The organism is Spirosoma terrae, from assembly GCF_010435915.1.
Classification (GTDB): domain Bacteria; phylum Bacteroidota; class Bacteroidia; order Cytophagales; family Spirosomataceae; genus Spirosoma; species Spirosoma terrae.
This window is the reverse complement of sequence record NZ_JAAFZH010000002.1, coordinates 683,778-701,531: the sequence shown is the minus strand read 5'-3', so window position 1 is coordinate 701,531 and position 17,754 is coordinate 683,778. Positions and strand designations below refer to the sequence as shown.

Here is a 17,754-nt window from a genome sequence, read left to right as displayed (position 1 = left end):
GTTGAGAATCGTTTTGTAATAGGCCAGCGCATCCTTCTTAAACTTAAACTCGTTTTTTCCTATTTTGAGCGGTCTTGCCATTCTGATTGTTCGCTTTGTCGGCAGTAGCCCGCCTTATAAATTTAACTTATCCAACTGGGGCGTTCGCCCTGTCAACCGAAACCCGACCAACGAGCAAAAAACCTGACTCTTGGAACGCTCTGCCTGTCGACCGAGCCCCAGAAATGGAAGCCCAAAACCGGCCTTCGCAGGGCGCTCAACTTGTCGCCCGCAACCAGGAATTTAAAGCACTTTTTGCGCTCCACCTAATTGCTCATTTTGTGCATAATGCAAATCAGCAATCTGATGACGTTCTGGCAAAAACTGATTCAGAAAGTCAATTAACAACGGTTTATTTTTTTCGGTACCAAACAACCGCTTAAATCCGTAGTCGGTGAATGGATTGATAAATGTTGATTCAATAGGCATAGCACGGTAGTATAAAACACAAAGCTAAGTGTTTACAAAACAAAGAGAGAGAAATCAATTGATTCCCTCTCTTTAGCCACAAACAGGCTCCTTTTATACCATCACGATACTGCTAATCTACTTCAGCACCTGTACTTCAATTACCGAATTATCGTAAACGCGATGCGTAGCTTTCTGAAAATCAGCCGCATCGGCCTTGAAAATATTATCAACGTATTTCTGAGGGTTACGGTCGATCAGCGGAAACCACGTACTCTGCACCTGAATCATAACCCGGTGCCCTTTTTTAAACGTGTGCAATACATCCTGCAAACGGAACGTAACATCGGTTACTTCATTAGCTTTGAACGGCTCTGGCTTTTCGAATGAATTTCGGAATCGCCCGCGCATAGCTTCCGACCGTACCATCTGCTGGTAATTCCCCAACGTAATGTTCTTATTTGGCATGTACGGATGATTCGGCTCATCGGGCGGGTACACATCAATTAATTTAACAACCCAATCAGCATCGGTGCCAGTCGTGCTCACTTTCAGTTTAGCCGTTATCTCGCCACCCAGGGTTACGTCTTCCGTCAATACGTCGGTCTGGAACGTCAATACATCGGGGCGACGGCTGGCAAACCGCTGATCCTCCGACATGTAATTGAATGGCGTAAAGCCCTGCGTTGTGGTAATATCTTCGGTGTACGGAACGGGTTTCATCGGGTCGCTGATAAACTCCGAATAGCCTGATCCGTTACCGGGTTGCTGCGTTAGTTTCCCGTTACTGGATAGGGCGTACTGGACGGTTTGCGCCGTAGCAGCGGGCCATTTATCGAATGTTTTCCATTCGTTACGTCCCGTGTTAAACAAGTACGCTTCGGGCAAACCCGTTTTTCCATCGCCGGGTCCTTTCAGAAAATGGTCGAAGAATTTGGCTTCGATGTTACGCTGGTAGAACGTAGCGATGCTATCCCCGAAATAAATATTGCTGTGCAAGGTATGTCCCGTTTCGCGCGACCAGCGACCATGTCCAAAGGGGCCCATCACCAGCGTATTATACGTACCGGGATTGTTCTTTTCGACAGTCTTATAAATGGTTAACGGACCGTATAAATCCTCGGCATCGAACCAGCCGCCAACCGTCATCACGGCATGCTTAATATTTTTCAGATGTGGAATAATGCTCCGCTTCTGCCAGAACTCGTCGTAGTTTGGATGCTCGACGGTTTCCTGCCAGTAGAAATTGTCTTTGTAGTATTTATCAACGTTTTTCAACGGACCCAGATCGTACTGCCACTGAAAACCATCCTTGGTTCCGGTCTGGATAAACTGATTATTATACCAGGCTTCTGTAGTCGGCTGTGGGTGTTGTATGCCAAAGACCGGGAATGTAAACAGATAAGCCTGAATAAACGCGCCGTTATGGTGAAAATCGTCAAAGAAAAAATCGGAAACGGGCGCTTGTGGCGATGACGCTTTCAGGGCAGGATGTGCCCCTACGGCCCCGGCAATGGTATAAAAACCGGGGTAACTAATGCCCCACTGCCCCACACGGCCATTATTATTTGCTACGTTCTTCAGTAGCCAGTCTACCGTATCATACGTATCCGAACTCTCGTCAACGGCCGTTGCTGACTGACGGGCAGGAGCCTTCCCTTTTTTCTTTGCTTCCGCTATGGGTTGCTGATCGGTTACAGTTGGGGTCATGTTCGTCCAGGTTCCTTCCGACATCCAGCGACCGCGTACATCCTGATACACGAAAATGTACTTATCCCGCATCAACGTACCAGACGGGCCTAATGCTCCCGGATACGTATCTGGCCCATACGGTGCTACGCTATAGCACGTACGTTGCATCATAAACGGGTATTTTTTGGTCGGCGACGCATCTTTAGGGACGTACACAGCGGTGTGTAGTTTAGTCCCGTCGCGCATTGGAATTTTGTACTCGAACTTCTGGTAGTTGTCGCGCACGTAGGTAGACGCAGCTGGTGTCTGCGCCTGCGCTGACGAAATCAGGGCAAAAGCGAACAGACCATATAGCCAGTTTTTCATGGAGCTGATGGAGTTAAGAAATCAAACAGGAAGTAAAGATATAGATTGCCTGTCAACAAAAAACGCCCATTGTTTAGTGGACGTTTGGATTTGATAGAGAGGTAGATTACTACAGATTTGATGCAGACACGATTGCATTTAATCCGTTTCTTCCAGTGTAAACAGGTTCTCTACGGGTTTATTAAAGAATTGCGCAAATTTTAGCGCTAAAATAGTCGATGGTACGTAGCGTCCGGTTTCAATCGAATTGATCGTTTGTCGGCTTACGCCAATACGTTCGGCTAAATCGTTTTGTGACAGATTCTGCTCAGCCCGTTCAACTTTTAGTCGATTTTTCATAGGAACAGTACATGTTGATTATTTCGATAGATGAGCCATCGAAAACGGGCAATAAAAACCAGCAGGACCGTAAACATATTGTAGATCATCACCATGAAAAAAGCCCCATCAAATACGGTTAACATAGCAACTGCCAAAATTAAATAGTTGGCGTACACGCTCCATTGCAGGGCTTCGAGTCGTAGCTGCCTAATCATTTCGTCTTCCACTTTTTCGCGCGAAAACGCAATCATCATCAGACCGATGATAATGCCTAATCCAGCTACTTCATTCGTCAGATTTTGATTAACTCTCTGACCTGGAAAATCGGTTTGAATAAGCGATGTAGTTAAAAACTTCCATTCAAAATCAGCGTAGAGCGTTGCCAGTCCCAGAACCAGAGAAGGAATAAAAATGAGTCCGCCAAGTAAGCGAAACGAATGAGGGAACAACCATTTCGTTTTCATAAAAATGTAAAGTTTGTTTGACGCTCAAACGTAAAACAAAGTTTACATATTGTAAAGCTAGCTTTACAATATCATTCTAAAAAAAATGCCGGTAGTATGTCACCGGCATTTCTACTACTCAATCCACTTATTGATTATAGCTTAAAAATACGATCCATAAGCAGCCATTTTTCGCCTGGTTTGGCCATGGGCAGGGCATGCTGGTATTTCCAGACAAATTTTTCCCACTCCTGTACTTTTGGATTGGCGGCATCGGCGGCAGCTTTTGCTTCGAACGAGAACGTTTCGTCGGTCTCCATAATCATAAATAGGCGTGTGCCGATCCGATAAATCTGCATATCGGTAATTCCCTGTTCGCGGATACTGGTTTCGATCTCCGGCCAGATTTGCTTGTGCAATTGCTCATATTCAGCAATCAGAGCAGGGTCATCTATCAAGTCAAGGGCAAAGCAATAACGCATACTTAAGGAGCTATTTCAGGTGCTATGTTGGGATTACGAAGATCATCGGCATTAATCCGATACCCCTGTATGGCATAAAAGACAATAAACGCAAAGCAGACCAATGGAACCAGCAGCGCATAAACCGCTCCGTTGGCAAATAAAGCCCCCGCGACCAGCGGCATCAGTGCCCCACCAACAATGCTCATAATAACGAGTGATGATGCAATTTTCGACTCAGCCCCCAATCCCTTGGTAGCCAGCGCAAAAATGGTCGGAAACTGGATCGACTGGAAGAAATACGTGAAACTTAAGGCAATAACGGCTGTCAGGCCACCCGCCAGCATCGCTATAATAACCATCGCTACGGCTCCTCCGGCATAGATCGCCAGTACTACGTTCGGACGTATTTTTGTCATCAGCGATGTTCCAATAAACCGACCTAGCATAAATAATACTAATGCAAACGAAGCGTGAAAGCCAGCAATCTGCGTGGGCGACAAATCGGTTGGCGAGCCAGTGATGGTATTGATGGCGTTCATGTAGGCTTCGGCCAATGCCCAGTGTCCATCGCGGGAAAAGTCGAGTTTCAGGTCAACAAAGTACCCCCAGAGCGTAGCCTGAGCACCTACATTGGCAAACTGAGCAATAACGCCCAGCGCCAGATGGCGGTGACGTAATACCCCCAGAATCGATATTTTGCCCGCGGCTTGTTCCTCCTCAGCCCCCACTTCAGGCATTTTCGTGACGGCGAACAGGATCGTTACAAAGGCAATGATTGTGCCGATAACCAGGTATGGGCCTTGCACAGATAGTGCTTCTTCTACCCGAATGGCTTCAGCCTGCGCCGGGGCCATTGCATTGAGCATTTCGGGGGTATATTCTACTTTAGAGAAAATAAACAGAGCGCCAATGATGGGACCAAGAATGGTACTAATTCCGTTGAACGACTGTGAAAAGTTCAGTCGCCATTCTGACTTAGACGGATCGCCAAGCACTGTTACGTATAGGTTGGCTGCCGTTTCCAGAAACGCGATTCCGCAAGCCATCGTAAACAAGGCCAGCAGGAAAAAGCTGTAGACCCGTACTTCAGCGGCCGGATAGAATAAAAACGCTCCGCCACCATATAGCAAAAGCCCAAACAGAATCCCCCGTTTATAGCCAAATCGGCGCATTACATATCCAGCTGGCAACGCCATAAAAAAGTAACCCAGGTAGAAGGCAAAATCAACGATCCCCGCCTGAAACCGATTCAGATCCAGCGCAATCTGAAACTGTTTGATCAACGAACCATTGAGGCTATTGGCCAATCCCCACAGAAAAAACAGACTCGTAACAAGGGCAAAAGCAACACCGTAACTACCGGTTGACTGATCAGTCTTTAATTTAATAGTATCGGGAGCGGGTCCGAGTGGCATCGATAACAGGTTTAGAAAGGCGAAACGTTAATTTAGTCAGTTACAGCACGGTCGAGATGAGTATAGCCCCCATCAACATGAATCAGTTGGCCGGTCGTATGGCTCGACTTGTCGGAAAGCAGGAACGCAACCGTATTTGCTAATTCTTCGGTCGTGGTCATACGTTGCTCGAACGGAATTTTCGATACAATCTGCTTTAGCTTCTCGTCCGGATTCGGCAGGGTTTTGATCCAGTTCGCATACAAAGGCGTCCAGCTTTCGGCCACAACTACGCAATTGACCCGAATACTATAAGGCAAGAGTTCAACCGCCCATTCACGCGTCAGCGCATTACGTCCTCCGTTGGCAGCCGCATAGGCTGACGTATTACCCTGGCCTGTTTCTGCTACTTTCGAACCAATGTTCACAATGGCTCCTTTCGAGGCTTTGAGCGCTGGCAGAGCGTAATGCGCCATCAAATAATAGTGAACCAGGTTCTTGTGGAGCGACGCAATGAAGCCTTCATAACTCCCATTTTCCAACCCTACGCCATCATTTACTCCGGCATTGTTCACTAAGCCGTCGATACGTCCAAACTGTTCCAGCGTTTGCTCAACAGCTTTCTGGCATTCTTCTGGTTGCGTTAATTCGGCGGCAAACTGATACGCCTGACCACCCGTGGCCCGGATAGCCTCAACAGTTTTCAGGTTATCTGCTTCATTACGCCCGATAATAACCGGAATAGCTCCTTCGGCCGCTAACACCGTTGAAATGCCTTCTCCGATGCCTTTTGCCCCGCCAGTGACGAGGATAATTTTGTTAGTTAGGTTTAGATTCATTGCTAGGATTTTGCATACTGGATGCTAGACTTTAGATCGGTTCGTTCGCACGAGCTTTTCGCTAAAAGTACGGGTCTGCCGCTGAACTGAATTTCTCCGGTGAACATTGTAGTTGTGAAACCCCAATCTAACCTCATACCAACCCATAAAACTCCTGGGCGTTTGCACCCATCACTTTTTCGCGCACATCCTCTCCCCAAGGCATCAGATAGTCTTCAACTATGTTTTTGACCTGCGTATAATTAGCTGCCACCAGACAAACGGGCCAGTCGGAGCCGAACAACAACCGGTCTGGACCGAATTGTTCAAACATTACGTCCAGATATGGGAAAAAGTCTTTTTTACTCCAGTTGTGCCAGTCGGCTTCGGTTACCATGCCCGACAGCTTACAGGAAACATTCTTGTGCTTCGCAATTTCAGTCATAAAATTTGACCATTTGCTAATCTCCTGCTTTTTGATGTATGGTTTAGCGATATGGTCAATCACGAAATTGACCTCAGGTACGGAACGTACCAACTGCATGGCCGCTTTAAGCTGAGTCGGATAAATCAGAATATCGTACGTCAGGTCAAAGGCCGCCAGTTGCCGAATCCCTTGAATAACGTCGGGACGCGCCAGAAAATCGTCGGGTTCAGCCTGTGCAACGTGCCGGAACCCTTTAATTTCTTCGTAATTAGAGAAAAACTCCAGCCGATCATACAATGTAGGCGCTTGTAAATCGACCCAACCGACTACGCCTTTCACGATGTCGTAGCTCTGCGCCATGTTGACCAGAAACATCGTTTCTTCTTCCGACTGCGATGCCTGAACTGCTACACAACCATCGACTCCATTTTCGGTCAGCACCGGTTCGAGGTCGGCGGGCAGGAAATCCCGCCGAATAACAGCCATGTCGTCTGTAATCCAGCTATCACGCACCGGATCAAAATACCAGAAATGTTGGTGAGCGTCGATAATCATTGTTCTGAACCAGGATTTAAACAATTTTAGTGATTTTCATGATTATGGTTTATGACTATTGTAACCTTTATGTCATGAAAATCTTTTCAATCAAGAAAATCTTGGTTCAGACATAAGCTACCGCCGTTTGCGTTTGCTCGCCCAGTCCTTCAATACCAAGCTTCACTACGTCGCCGGGCTTCAGGAACTGTTGTGGCTTGAGGCCCATGCCTACTCCCGCCGGTGTTCCGGTTGAGATCACATCGCCGGGCAGCAACGTCATGAACTGACTAATGTAGCTCACCAGCGTTGGTACGTTAAAAATCATATCGTCGGTGTTGGAATCCTGCAGACGTTGACCGTTCAGATCCAACCAAAGGTGTAAGGCGTTCGGGTCCGCCACTTCGTCCTTCGTTACCAGATAGGGTCCCAGCGGAGCATACGTATCGGCGCTCTTGCCTTTCATCCACTGGCCACCCCGTTCTAATTGCCAGGCCCGCTCACTATAGTCGTTATGCACGGCGTAGCCTGCTACGTACTCCATTGCCTGATCCAGCTCTACGTAGCTCGCCTTTTTACCGATGATGATTGCCAGTTCAACTTCCCAGTCGGTTTTTTCGGACCGTTTTGGGATCACTACGTTGTCGTTAGGGCCTACAATAGCCGTTGTTGCTTTGTAGAAAAGAATTGGTTCTGCCGGAACCGGGGCGTTGGTTTCAGCAGCGTGTTTGGCATAATTAAGGCCCACACAAATGATTTTAGATGGTCGCTTTATGCAAGGGCCAAAACGCTCATCAGACGATACGGCAGGGCAGTTTTGTGCGTGCGATTCGAGCCAGTGAGACAGCCGTTCGGGGCCGTTGCTGGCAAAGAACGACTCATCAAAATCTTCACCAAAATGTGTTACGTCAATATGCTGACCAGAAGGTAATACGACGCCAGGATGCTCGTGATCGGGCTGGCCAAAGCGGAAGAGTTTCATGCAGAATTAGGATACGTTGACAGGAAAAAGCAGTCTAGGACGCAAGTTTAACCATTCTATCGCAAACCAGCCTTGTTGGCTGATTATGTTTTTCTGTCAGACAGGATGGCTATACTTTATTCCCAAATTAAATGGCGTAAGTAATTGATCGTTACGTTATCAGGTATTCAGTCGAATAAATCCTCCATCAATTGGGTAATCTGTTCCTGTAATAAAACTGGCTTCATCGGAACAGAGATAGAGCGCCAAAGCGCCAATTTCTTTGGGCTGAGCCATACGGCCAATGGGTTGTGTTTTGGATAGTTTTTCGAACATCTCGGCCTCCTGCCCAGGGTAGTTTTTCGCCAGAAACCCATCGACGAATGGCGTGTGTACTCGTCCTGGCGAAATACAGTTGCAGCGAATATTATCTTTTACGTAGTCTTTGGCAACCGACAACGTCATGGTCAATACAGCGCCTTTGCTCATTGAATAAGCGAACCGATCTGGAATACCAACCGTTGCCGCTACCGAAGCCATATTCAGAATAACCCCGCCCCCGTTCGCCTTGAAATGCGGAATGGTTGCGTACAGGCAATTATAAACACCTTTTACATTGATCCGAAAGATTCGGTCAAAATCAGCTTCTTCGGTTGTTTCCACCTTACCGACATGAGCCACCCCAGCGTTATTGACCAAGATATGGATTGGTCCCTGCTCGGCAATTGACTTGATAAGTTCAATAACCTGCGCCTGATTGGAAACATCAACCCCATGCGCTTCGACCTTTCCGCCAGCCGACCGGATATCATTAGCTACCTGCTGCGCTAATTCCTCGTTAATTTCCAGGATATGAACGGTTGCCCCTGCTTCGGCAAACGTTTTAGAAATGGCCAGCCCAATACCGCTGGCACCACCCGTTACAAGGGCCGTTTTATTGTTGAGTGAAAACATAGACGATCAATGAGTGAAGGATAGAATGCCTCCATGATAGAATAATGAATAGCTGACGAAAGCCTATTCTATCATTGAGGCATTCAATATTAATTAAAGCGAGACACCCCGCTTCCAGGGAATAAAGTCATCCTGACCGAGTCGTTCAGCCTGTGTAATTTCTTCGCCAGAGGCCAGACGGACGATATAGTCGAGTAAAGCATCGGCGTTTTGCTCAATACTTTGCTCCCCATCAACGATTGGGCCGCTATCAAAATCGATTACATCAGGCATCCGGTTTTTAAGAACCGTGTTTGTCGAAATTTTCACAACGGGACTAACCGGATTGCCGGTTGGCGTACCAAGTCCTGTTGTGAACAGTATTACGTTAGCTCCGGAGCCCGCCATACCCGTTGTGGCTTCAACATCATTGCCGGGCGTACAAAGCAGATTTAGCCCTGGTGTTTTGATCGGTTCAGCATAATCCAGTACGTCGGCAACGGGGGCTGTTCCTCCTTTTTTGGCCGCCCCAGCCGACTTGATGGCGTCCGTAATAAGACCATCCTTAATATTTCCCGGCGATGGGTTCATGTCAAAGCCCGACCCAACGGCTTCGGCCTGAGCGGAATAATCGCCCATCAGGGTAATAAACTTTTGGGCTTTGGCATCGTCGGCAGTTCGATTGATGAGTTCCTGCTCAACGCCATTCAATTCGGGGAATTCGGCCAGAACGGTTTTCCCGCCTAACCCAACGACAATATCAGACAACTGACCAATGGCTGGATTAGCCGAAATGCCGGAGAAACCGTCAGACCCTCCACATTTAAGTCCAACCGTCAGCGCACTCAGCGGAGCAGGCTTACGTTCAATTTTATTGGCTTCTATTAAGCCAAGGAATGTTTCTTTAACCGCCTGAGACATCAGCGCATATTCCGTTCCGGCCTGTTGTTCGAACAATAGAAGTGGCTTATCAAATTTTGGATTCTGCCGCTTTATTTCGGCCTCAATCATATCTACCTGCAAATGTTGGCACCCCAGGCTCAATACCGTGGCTCCTGCTACGTTCGGATTATTGATAAACCCGGCCAGTAATGAGCACAGATAGGCCGAATCCTGACGGGTTCCACCACAACCCATCTCGTGAGTCAGGAACTTAATACCGTCAATATTTTTGAATGGGCGATTTACTGACTGATGCGTATGATGGAGCGTTTTATTCTGATCTTCATCCACAAAAGGCTCCATTTTTTTGATAACATTCAGGTCACCAGCTTTGTAAAGACTCAGGAGTTCATGAACCTGCTCACGGTACGTTTCGGGCTGGGCATATCCCAGTTCGCGCTCGAACGCATCTTTCAGAATCAATACGTTCCGATTTTCACAGAAAACCAGTGGCACCACCAACCAATAATTACGGGTACCGACGCTACCATCGGCGCGATGATACCCCATGAATGTACGGTCCTCCCATTTCGATACATCGGGCGGCTGCCACGAGTACGGTTGTTTTTTATCAAGGCCGTAGCGGTCGGCATCATGTTTCAGGTTGAAGGTTGTAATCGGCTCTCCCCGGCGAATGGGCTGGGTTGCTTTGCCGACCAACACACCATACATAATAATAGGATCGCCAGTTTGTCGATCTTCCGTCACAAATTTATGTTTAGCTCCAACGGCATAGGGGAGATCATAAACGGCATTATCAAACTCAATTTGCTCACCAGCGGCCAGGTTGCGGAGCGCAACAATGACATTATCGGCAGGATGAACTTTCAGCACACGGGCAGACATCAGAAAAGCTATTTTTTACTGTAAGAGACGCATTAGCCCGAAATATACCACCCTTTCTAAAAAAACTTTGCAGGTTTCTATTGCGAATGTGAGCATCAATCCCAAGTTTTGATCTCTGATTTCCTCCTTACCAATGTCCCTTCCTATTCTAGATAACCAGACCCGCTTTCCGGCTGGCCGACTCATGTCTATGGATGCCTATCGCGGTTTCGTGATGGTGCTCATGGCCGCCGAACTGCTGGATTTCCAACGACTCCATGAAGCATTTCCCGATAATGCGTTCTGGGCTTTTCTGGGACATCATCAAAGCCATGTTGCCTGGGCAGGCTGCTCGTTGCATGATCTTATTCAGCCATCTTTTTCCTTTCTGGTTGGCGTAGCGCTTCCTTATTCGATAGCCAGCCGTATTACGCAGGGCCAGTCGGTCAAGGCTCAATTTGGTCATGCGCTACGTCGATCGCTTATACTGATTCTACTCGGCATTTTTCTTCGATCTACGCATAAAGAACAGACCAATTTTACGTTTGAAGATACACTTACTCAAATCGGTCTTGGCTACCCGTTTCTATTTCTGCTGGGTAGAACTTCACCCAAAACAACCTGGGTTGCCTTTAGTATGATTCTAGTACTGTACTGGTTAGCCTTTGTCCTTTATCCGTTGCCAGGCACGAATTTTGATTATAGCCAGGTTGGCGTTGCGGCAGATTGGCCCGAGCATTACACTGGCTTAATGGCTCATTTCAATAAAAACAGTAATCTGGCCTGGGCATTCGATACCTGGTTTCTTAACCTATTTCCACGAGCAAAACCTTTTCTATTCAACGGAGGTGGCTATGCTACGCTCAGCTTTATACCCACACTAGGTACCATGATTCTGGGGCTTCAGGCTGGGCGATGGCTCCGGCTTGGGCTAGCACCACGTGTCTTGATCACATGGTTTTTGATAGCTGGGGCAATCGGACTCGCCAGTGGTATCCTACTACACATCGTAGGCATTTGTCCAATTGTTAAGCGAATCTGGACACCAGCCTGGGTTTTGTTTAGCGGAGGCTGGTGCTTCTGGCTACTAACTCTTTTTTACTACGTTATTGATGTTACCCAACACCGTAACTGGGCTTTCCCTCTCGTTGTTGTGGGCATGAATTCCATTGCTATTTACTGCCTGGTTCATCTGATTGACCGTTTTATTATAAACTCGTTCTACATTCATCTGGGGCATGCTCCCTTTCTGATTTTTGGTCCAGCGTATGAACAGTTACTAATTGGTGCCAGTACGCTTGGCGTTTTTTATCTTATTCTACGGTGGATGTACCGCCGAAAACTCTTTATCCGAATCTGACTTATGCCGACGGCTAACATTCTCAACCTCTTCGATCAGACAATATATTATGGTACGTTGACCGTCGAGAACGGCCGTATTGCCCGGGTTGACCGACTCGGACCCGAGCAACCCGGTGAACCTTACATTCTACCCGGATTTGTTGATGCGCACGTTCATATAGAAAGTTCGCTGCTTACACCACCCCAGTTTGCCCGGCTGGCCGTTGTTCATGGCACCGTAGCGACCGTTTCTGATCCGCATGAAATTGGGAATGTGTTGGGCGTCGAGGGGGTAGAATATATGCTCCGTGAAGGAAGCCGTGTGCCCTTTAAATTCATGTTTGGAGCACCGTCTTGTGTTCCTGCTACCCAATTCGAAACAGCGGGCGCAACTATCGGAGTCCGTGATGTTCGGTACCTGCTGAGTCTGAAAGAAATTGGCTATCTGGCCGAAATGATGAACTTTCCAGGGGTCTTACACCAGGACCCGGAGGTTATGACCAAAATTGCGCTGGCCCAAGCGTTTAATAAACCCGTTGACGGACATGCCCCTGGTTTACGGGGCGAAGAGGCACAACGCTACATCGATGCCGGAATCAGCACAGACCATGAATGCTTTACGTACGAAGAAGGACTCGATAAAGCAAAACGGGGCATGAAAATCCTGATCCGGGAAGGAAGCGCTGCCCGTAACTTTGACGCGTTGATTCCACTGCTGGCCGAATTTCCGGAACAGATTATGTTCTGCTCCGACGATAAGCACCCCGATACGCTAGCCGAAGGCCATATTAATCAGCTTGTTCTACGGGCCTTGGCGAAGGGCCATTCTATCTGGAACGTACTGCGGGCCGCTTGTCTGAACCCCGTTCTCCATTATCGATTACCAGTTGGTTTGCTCCGCGAGGGCGACCCCGCCGATTATCTTATTGTTAATAACCTTCAAGCGTTTCAACTACAACAAACCGTTATCAACGGACAGGTAGTGGCCGAAAATGGCCAGTCTGCTATAGCTGATCTACGTAGCGAACACATCAACCAATTTAACTGCGATCCTAAAACCGCCGACGAGCTTGCGGTTACGTTAACCCCTTTTTCTGAAGGGCAGAGCCCAAAAGAACGATTGATCCGTGTTATTGAAGCCCTTGATGGTCAACTCATCACCAATGAGCTTCTGCTGGAGCCCAGCATTGAAAGCGGGCAGATTGTGCCCGACGTAGAGCGAGACATCCTTAAACTGGTCGTGGTGAATCGCTACCAGAATGCACCTCCAGCCGTAGCCTTTATCAAAAATTTCGGGTTGAAACATGGGGCTATTGCATCTTCTGTAGGGCACGATTCGCATAACATCACCGCCGTTGGCTGCGACGATGAGAGTATTGCTCAGGCAATCAATCTGGTTATCGATGCCCAGGGCGGTCTTTCGGCGGTAGCCGGGACCCGGCCACACGAGCATGATCAAGAACTCATGAGCCGGCGGGAGTTTTTGCATATTACAACCACTCCTGAAACTCAATTACTACCATTACCCGTAGCTGGCCTTATGACCGATAGGGACGGGTACGACGTAGCAGCGCAATATACCCTACTGGATTTATTTGCTAAACAGGAACTCGGCAGCACATTGGCAGCACCTTTTATGACATTATCCTTCATGGCCCTACTGGTTATTCCCGCCTTGAAGCTTAGCGATAAGGGTTTATTCGATGGTAGTACGTTCTCGTTTACCCCTCTTCAAATTGTGAAATAAGCCCACAAAAAAATTTTATTTGCCATACCATTTTAAATTCAATTTATTATTAATATGTTTACACACTCCTAACGAGTCCTCAACCTATACCTACCTGCTCATGCCTCGTTCCCGCACGCAAAACGGACCTGACGACGAAACACTCTGGAACTTATTCCGCAATGGCGATGAAACTGCTTTCGCACGCCTTTACCAAAATTATGTTCAGACGCTCTATCACTACTGTGCCCATTTTGCTACCGACAGAGCCCTGATCAAGGATTGTATCCACGATCTGTTCGTTGAGCTTTGGAAACATCGGACCACTATTGGCCCAACAACATCAGTTCGGTTTTATCTGATGGCTTCCATTAAACGTAAGTTAGTTCGCCATTTAACGGCTGAACAGAAATTAGTAAGCCAAGACGATGTAACGAATGGCCGTCGCGTTGGGGATATGCTCCCAGGAGCGGACCCTTCTCATGAAAATTTACTGATCGCTCACGAAGAAGATTCCTACATGAACGATTGTCTGCATCAGGCGCTGGAAAAACTTCCTCGTCGTCAGCGCGAAGCCGTTCATCTACGCTATTTTCAAAACATGAGTAATGAAGAAATTTCTGCCTTAATGCAAATAAATATACAGTCTGTTTACAATCTTATTTTTGGCGCAATGAGTAACCTTAAACGATATATCACGCCCGAAAATGTTGCTTTGTAATAACTGCTTAAACGTATAACCTGATTATTCCTAAACCTATCTGAAAACGGTAGCCACGCGAGTGGCTACCGTTTTTTGTATGTAATTTTGTCGAATGACTACAGACTCAACGCCCCTTCCTGAACGAGTTCGCCCACGAACATTAGATGATGTTATTGGTCAACGTAAACTCATTGGCCCGGCCGGTTCGCTACGTCGGGCAGTCGATGCCGGACGACTTCCTTCTATGATTTTATGGGGACCACCAGGCGTAGGCAAAACAACGCTGGCTCTTCTACTGGCCGAGGCCGTAAAACGTCCTTTCATTGCGCTCAGTGCTATTAATTCCGGTGTAAAAGAAATCCGGGACGTATTAAGCCGCCCTTCCGGCATGTTTCCTCCGGTCGTTTTCATTGACGAAATTCACCGTTTCAATAAAAGTCAGCAGGACGCTTTGCTGGGCGCCGTTGAAAAAGGACAGATTACACTGATTGGCGCTACGACCGAGAACCCTTCGTTTGAGGTTAATAGCGCTCTGTTATCGCGTTGTCAGGTCTATATCCTCGAAGCCCTGAGTCGTGAAGAACTAATTCAGGTAATAGATCGAGCCATCGCAAAGGACCCCTTTCTCCAATCTAAAAAAATCACCATCGAATCGTATGATGCGCTGTTACGATTATCGGGTGGTGATGGACGTAAGCTACTCAATCTGCTGGAACTGGTGGCATCAGCCCACGTATCGACCGATCCACTGATCATTACCGACGAATACGTAACAACCGTTGCACAGCAAAACATAGCCAGGTACGACAAATCGGGGGAGCAACATTACGATATAATTTCCGCCTTTATTAAGTCGTTACGCGGTTCGGACCCCAATGCGGCTTTGTACTGGATGGCTCGCATGATCATTGCGGGCGAAGACCCTATCTTTATCGCCCGTCGTATGCTAATCATGGCGTCGGAAGATATTGGCAATGCAAACCCCACGGCTATGATCATGGCATCGGAAGCCGTACAGGCAATCCGAGCGATTGGTATGCCGGAAGGTCGTATTATTCTATCGCAGGTTGCCGTTTATCTGGCTACATCACCAAAAAGTAATGCCAGTTATGTAGCTATTGACTCCGCCATTGCCCTGGCCGAACAAACAGCTCATTTACCGGTTCCCCTGCATCTACGTAACGCGCCAACGAAGTTGATGAAAGAGATTGGCTACGGAAAAGAGTATCAGTATTCTCATTCATACGAAGGTAATTTTGCTCAGCAAAACTTCCTCCCCGACGATCTGAAAGGACGTAAACTATATGAACCGGGACAAAACGCCCGCGAAGCCGAAATTCGGCGTAGTTTGCAGAAATGGTGGGGAGCGTGGTATGAATACTAAACTACTATTTATCACCTAAACTCAATGTCAGGCTTTGCAAGTCCTGATTGATTGATCGTATTGACGATTGCAATTGATTAATCATATTGGCCCGTACATGCAGATCATCGGCCTGGTAGTTTCCGCCTTCGCTAAAGTAAAGCACCTTTTCTTCCTGGGATGAATCTTCCAGCATATAGTCTTTCCAGCGTTGCCTGATATTATAAGCGATTGAGGTCTGACCGCTGTTACTAAATGACTTTTCATTCAGCACATACCATATGAATGGCGGATAAATGGTCGACTCCTTCGGTTGAGTCCATAAATCGGCCAGCAAATTCCGTTTATGCATGTATGGAATGGTTTGGTTAGACGAAAAAGCCGCCAGTCCACCCGTTGCAGCACTCACTAAGCCACCAGCCACCCCTACCACTTTCGACGTATTATCGGCTTGGATAAGTGCCGTTGCTACGGTTGTTACCGCGCCAATAACAACTGAAAAAATGGTGAGCTTTCGAATCCGCTTGTTATCTTTCTGGTCCAGATACGTAGCCAATTGTTCAGCCCGCTCTCCTTCACAATCCAGTTCAGCCGCGAAACTGGCTATTTCAGTAGAAGCTAATAATAACCGACTCTGAATCTGCTGCCGCTTTCTGACACGCTCCAACTGAGAATCATCGTCCTGCTTGCCTTCTAACTGACTTAATTCTTTCAGTAACGGCAATATACCCGTAGCATTCGCCATCAGTAAATCGTGACGGGAGTACTTTCTAAAAAAGCTCGTATCCGTTTTGAGAATCGCCTGAACATCGCCAAGGGGCACATAAGTAGAATCGTACACGTAGCGTAGTGCCGGAGCGCAATAATCGCCAGTATCTTTTCCTTTTTTGCTGATCCTACCCAATGGCATGCAGGAAACAAGCCCTAGACACGTAATAAACAAGCCTATACGCTGTAGTTTTACCACGATTCAGCTTTACCTACATCAGCCATTAGTGGCCATTACGCCACCGCATGACTGATAATGAACAAACTAACGCTTAAAATGCAACAGACTTAAGCCGTAGCCCTGCATCTTCTGGCAATCCAAAAACCAGATTCATGTTCTGAACTGCCTGTCCCGCTGCTCCCTTTGTCAGGTTATCGATAACGCTGGTAATGAGCAATTGTCCATCGTGCAGTTCAAGGTGAAGCAAACATTTATTGGTATTGACAACCTGCTTCACATCTACCGGTGTTTCACTGACATGCGTAAACGGATGATTAGCGTAGAACGATTTATACAACTCCCTGGCTTCTTCAATCGTCCCCGAAAATGGCATATACACATTAGCCATAATACCACGAGTAAAATCGCCACGGTAGGGTATAAAGTTAATGGCGTGGCTAAAGTCAGGGTCGAGTGACGTCAGGCTCTGCCGTATTTCGGCCAGATGCTGATGCGTAAAAGCTTTGTAGATGGAGATGTTATTGTTCCGCCACGTAAAACCAGTTGTCGGCACAAGCGCCTGACCAGCTCCCGTACTACCCGTAACGGCACTTATTTGAACAGCTTCACGTAGTAAACCAGCTTTCGCTAATGGCAAGAGAGCCAATTGAATGCTGGTAGCAAAACAACCTGGATTGGCAATACGGGTAGCTTCCTGAATTCGTTCACGCTGCAATTCAGGCAAACCATATACGAAATCATCGTGCTCATCCCGGAAATCATTGCTAAGATCGATTACGGTAATATCGTCTGAGATTTCATTCTCGGCCATAAACTTAGCAGAAGCTCCGTGTCCGGAACACAGAAAAATGGCATCCAGGCCTTCCTTTGATAACAACGTAGCAATTTCATCGCCAGAGAACGTCAGATCGGTATCGCCCAGCAAATCGGTGTGTGTTGTCCAGACTGGTTTTCCGGCCTGACTCTTGCTGTGGGTAAAAGCAATGTCTACAAAAGGGTGATTAATGAGAATTCGAAGCAGTTCGCCACCCGTATAGCCCGCTCCGCCAATGATACCAACGTTCAGTTTCATACTTTATCTGGGCTACCGTATTTCCAACAGGCC

Annotated in this window: 16 protein-coding genes and 1 pseudogene; 4 read left to right on the top strand and 13 right to left on the bottom strand. The window is 47.4% G+C overall.

Annotated elements, in window-relative coordinates; genetic code table 11:
- Positions 1 to 294: 294 nt before the first annotated feature.
- From GK108_RS07980 to GK108_RS07930, 11 genes and pseudogenes are all read right to left on the bottom strand, one after another.
- Positions 295 to 468, bottom strand: a pseudogene (locus GK108_RS07980) (PD-(D/E)XK nuclease family transposase); the annotation flags it as partial.
- Between the two features lie 117 nt (positions 469 to 585).
- On the bottom strand, positions 586 to 2,505 hold the full coding sequence (locus tag GK108_RS07975) for a CocE/NonD family hydrolase (protein ID WP_163945392.1): 1,920 nt from the start codon (positions 2,503 to 2,505) through the stop codon (positions 586 to 588).
- A gap of 138 nt (positions 2,506 to 2,643) precedes the next feature.
- Complete coding sequence (locus GK108_RS07970) at positions 2,644 to 2,844, bottom strand: helix-turn-helix transcriptional regulator (protein ID WP_163945389.1); 201 nt, start codon at positions 2,842 to 2,844, stop codon at positions 2,644 to 2,646.
- On the bottom strand, positions 2,841 to 3,290 hold the full coding sequence (locus tag GK108_RS07965) for a hypothetical protein (protein WP_163945387.1): 450 nt from the start codon (positions 3,288 to 3,290) through the stop codon (positions 2,841 to 2,843). The genes GK108_RS07970 and GK108_RS07965 overlap by 4 nt, the downstream gene beginning before the upstream one ends.
- A gap of 134 nt (positions 3,291 to 3,424) precedes the next feature.
- Positions 3,425 to 3,751, bottom strand: a complete 327-nt coding sequence (locus tag GK108_RS07960; RefSeq protein ID WP_163945384.1) for an L-rhamnose mutarotase — start codon at positions 3,749 to 3,751, stop codon at positions 3,425 to 3,427.
- Positions 3,752 to 3,753: 2 nt separating this feature from the next.
- Positions 3,754 to 5,148 carry an L-fucose:H+ symporter permease gene (gene fucP, locus GK108_RS07955; RefSeq protein ID WP_163945381.1) on the bottom strand — a complete coding sequence of 465 codons (1,395 nt, stop codon included), beginning with the start codon at positions 5,146 to 5,148 and terminating at the stop codon, positions 3,754 to 3,756.
- 32 nt (positions 5,149 to 5,180) lie between these two features.
- Positions 5,181 to 5,966, bottom strand: coding sequence for an L-fucose dehydrogenase (locus GK108_RS07950; protein WP_163945378.1), 786 nt, complete (start codon positions 5,964 to 5,966; stop codon positions 5,181 to 5,183).
- 133 nt (positions 5,967 to 6,099) lie between these two features.
- Complete coding sequence (locus tag GK108_RS07945) at positions 6,100 to 6,927, bottom strand: amidohydrolase family protein (RefSeq protein WP_163945373.1); 828 nt, start codon at positions 6,925 to 6,927, stop codon at positions 6,100 to 6,102.
- A 106-nt stretch (positions 6,928 to 7,033) separates the two neighbouring features.
- Entirely contained in the window at positions 7,034 to 7,888 is an 855-nt protein-coding gene (locus GK108_RS07940) for a fumarylacetoacetate hydrolase family protein (protein ID WP_163945371.1), read from the bottom strand.
- A gap of 159 nt (positions 7,889 to 8,047) precedes the next feature.
- Positions 8,048 to 8,821, bottom strand: a complete 774-nt coding sequence (locus GK108_RS07935; protein WP_163945369.1) for an SDR family NAD(P)-dependent oxidoreductase — start codon at positions 8,819 to 8,821, stop codon at positions 8,048 to 8,050.
- Positions 8,822 to 8,914: 93 nt separating this feature from the next.
- Positions 8,915 to 10,588, bottom strand: coding sequence for a UxaA family hydrolase (locus GK108_RS07930; protein ID WP_163945367.1), 1,674 nt, complete (start codon positions 10,586 to 10,588; stop codon positions 8,915 to 8,917).
- A gap of 133 nt (positions 10,589 to 10,721) precedes the next feature.
- On the opposite strand from GK108_RS07930, the gene GK108_RS07925 reads away from it, so the two are divergent.
- The 4 genes from GK108_RS07925 (at position 10,722) to GK108_RS07910 (ending at position 15,721) form a co-directional block, all read left to right on the top strand.
- Positions 10,722 to 11,927 (top strand): acyltransferase family protein, encoded by a 1,206-nt coding sequence (locus tag GK108_RS07925; RefSeq protein WP_394366272.1) that lies wholly within the window; start codon positions 10,722 to 10,724, stop codon positions 11,925 to 11,927.
- Between the two features lie 3 nt (positions 11,928 to 11,930).
- Positions 11,931 to 13,655: an adenine deaminase gene (gene ade / locus GK108_RS07920; RefSeq protein WP_163945365.1), complete on the top strand. Its 1,725-nt coding sequence runs from the start codon at positions 11,931 to 11,933 to the stop codon at positions 13,653 to 13,655.
- Positions 13,656 to 13,755: 100 nt separating this feature from the next.
- Positions 13,756 to 14,355, top strand: coding sequence for an RNA polymerase sigma factor (locus GK108_RS07915; protein ID WP_163945362.1), 600 nt, complete (start codon positions 13,756 to 13,758; stop codon positions 14,353 to 14,355).
- 94 nt (positions 14,356 to 14,449) lie between these two features.
- The gene (locus GK108_RS07910; protein WP_163945359.1) at positions 14,450 to 15,721 is read left to right on the top strand and encodes a replication-associated recombination protein A; all 1,272 of its coding nucleotides are present in this window, start codon (positions 14,450 to 14,452) and stop codon (positions 15,719 to 15,721) included.
- Positions 15,722 to 15,725: 4 nt separating this feature from the next.
- Here the strand turns inward: GK108_RS07910 and GK108_RS07905 are convergent, their stop codons facing one another.
- Complete coding sequence (locus GK108_RS07905; protein ID WP_212592750.1) at positions 15,726 to 16,610, bottom strand: hypothetical protein; 885 nt, start codon at positions 16,608 to 16,610, stop codon at positions 15,726 to 15,728.
- Between the two features lie 130 nt (positions 16,611 to 16,740).
- Positions 16,741 to 17,721 (bottom strand): N-acetyl-gamma-glutamyl-phosphate reductase, encoded by a 981-nt coding sequence (gene argC, locus GK108_RS07900; RefSeq protein WP_163945356.1) that lies wholly within the window; start codon positions 17,719 to 17,721, stop codon positions 16,741 to 16,743.
- Positions 17,722 to 17,754: the final 33 nt, after the last annotated feature.

Coding starts and splice junctions, on each gene's coding strand:
- GK108_RS07950 (WP_163945378.1), bottom strand. CDS start 5,966: ATGAATCTAAACCTAACTAACAAAATTATCCTCGTCACTGGCGGGGCA.
- GK108_RS07935 (WP_163945369.1), bottom strand. CDS start 8,821: ATGTTTTCACTCAACAATAAAACGGCCCTTGTAACGGGTGGTGCCAGC.
- GK108_RS07925 (WP_394366272.1), top strand. CDS start 10,722: ATGTCCCTTCCTATTCTAGATAACCAGACCCGCTTTCCGGCTGGCCGA.
- argC (WP_163945356.1), bottom strand. CDS start 17,721: ATGAAACTGAACGTTGGTATCATTGGCGGAGCGGGCTATACGGGTGGC.
- GK108_RS07940 (WP_163945371.1), bottom strand. CDS start 7,888: ATGAAACTCTTCCGCTTTGGCCAGCCCGATCACGAGCATCCTGGCGTC.
- GK108_RS07960 (WP_163945384.1), bottom strand. CDS start 3,751: ATGCGTTATTGCTTTGCCCTTGACTTGATAGATGACCCTGCTCTGATT.
- fucP (WP_163945381.1), bottom strand. CDS start 5,148: ATGCCACTCGGACCCGCTCCCGATACTATTAAATTAAAGACTGATCAG.
- GK108_RS07965 (WP_163945387.1), bottom strand. CDS start 3,290: ATGAAAACGAAATGGTTGTTCCCTCATTCGTTTCGCTTACTTGGCGGA.
- GK108_RS07930 (WP_163945367.1), bottom strand. CDS start 10,588: ATGTCTGCCCGTGTGCTGAAAGTTCATCCTGCCGATAATGTCATTGTT.
- ade (WP_163945365.1), top strand. CDS start 11,931: ATGCCGACGGCTAACATTCTCAACCTCTTCGATCAGACAATATATTAT.
- GK108_RS07905 (WP_212592750.1), bottom strand. CDS start 16,610: ATGCCATTGGGTAGGATCAGCAAAAAAGGAAAAGATACTGGCGATTAT.
- GK108_RS07915 (WP_163945362.1), top strand. CDS start 13,756: ATGCCTCGTTCCCGCACGCAAAACGGACCTGACGACGAAACACTCTGG.
- GK108_RS07945 (WP_163945373.1), bottom strand. CDS start 6,927: ATGATTATCGACGCTCACCAACATTTCTGGTATTTTGATCCGGTGCGT.
- GK108_RS07970 (WP_163945389.1), bottom strand. CDS start 2,844: ATGAAAAATCGACTAAAAGTTGAACGGGCTGAGCAGAATCTGTCACAA.
- GK108_RS07975 (WP_163945392.1), bottom strand. CDS start 2,505: ATGAAAAACTGGCTATATGGTCTGTTCGCTTTTGCCCTGATTTCGTCA.
- GK108_RS07910 (WP_163945359.1), top strand. CDS start 14,450: ATGACTACAGACTCAACGCCCCTTCCTGAACGAGTTCGCCCACGAACA.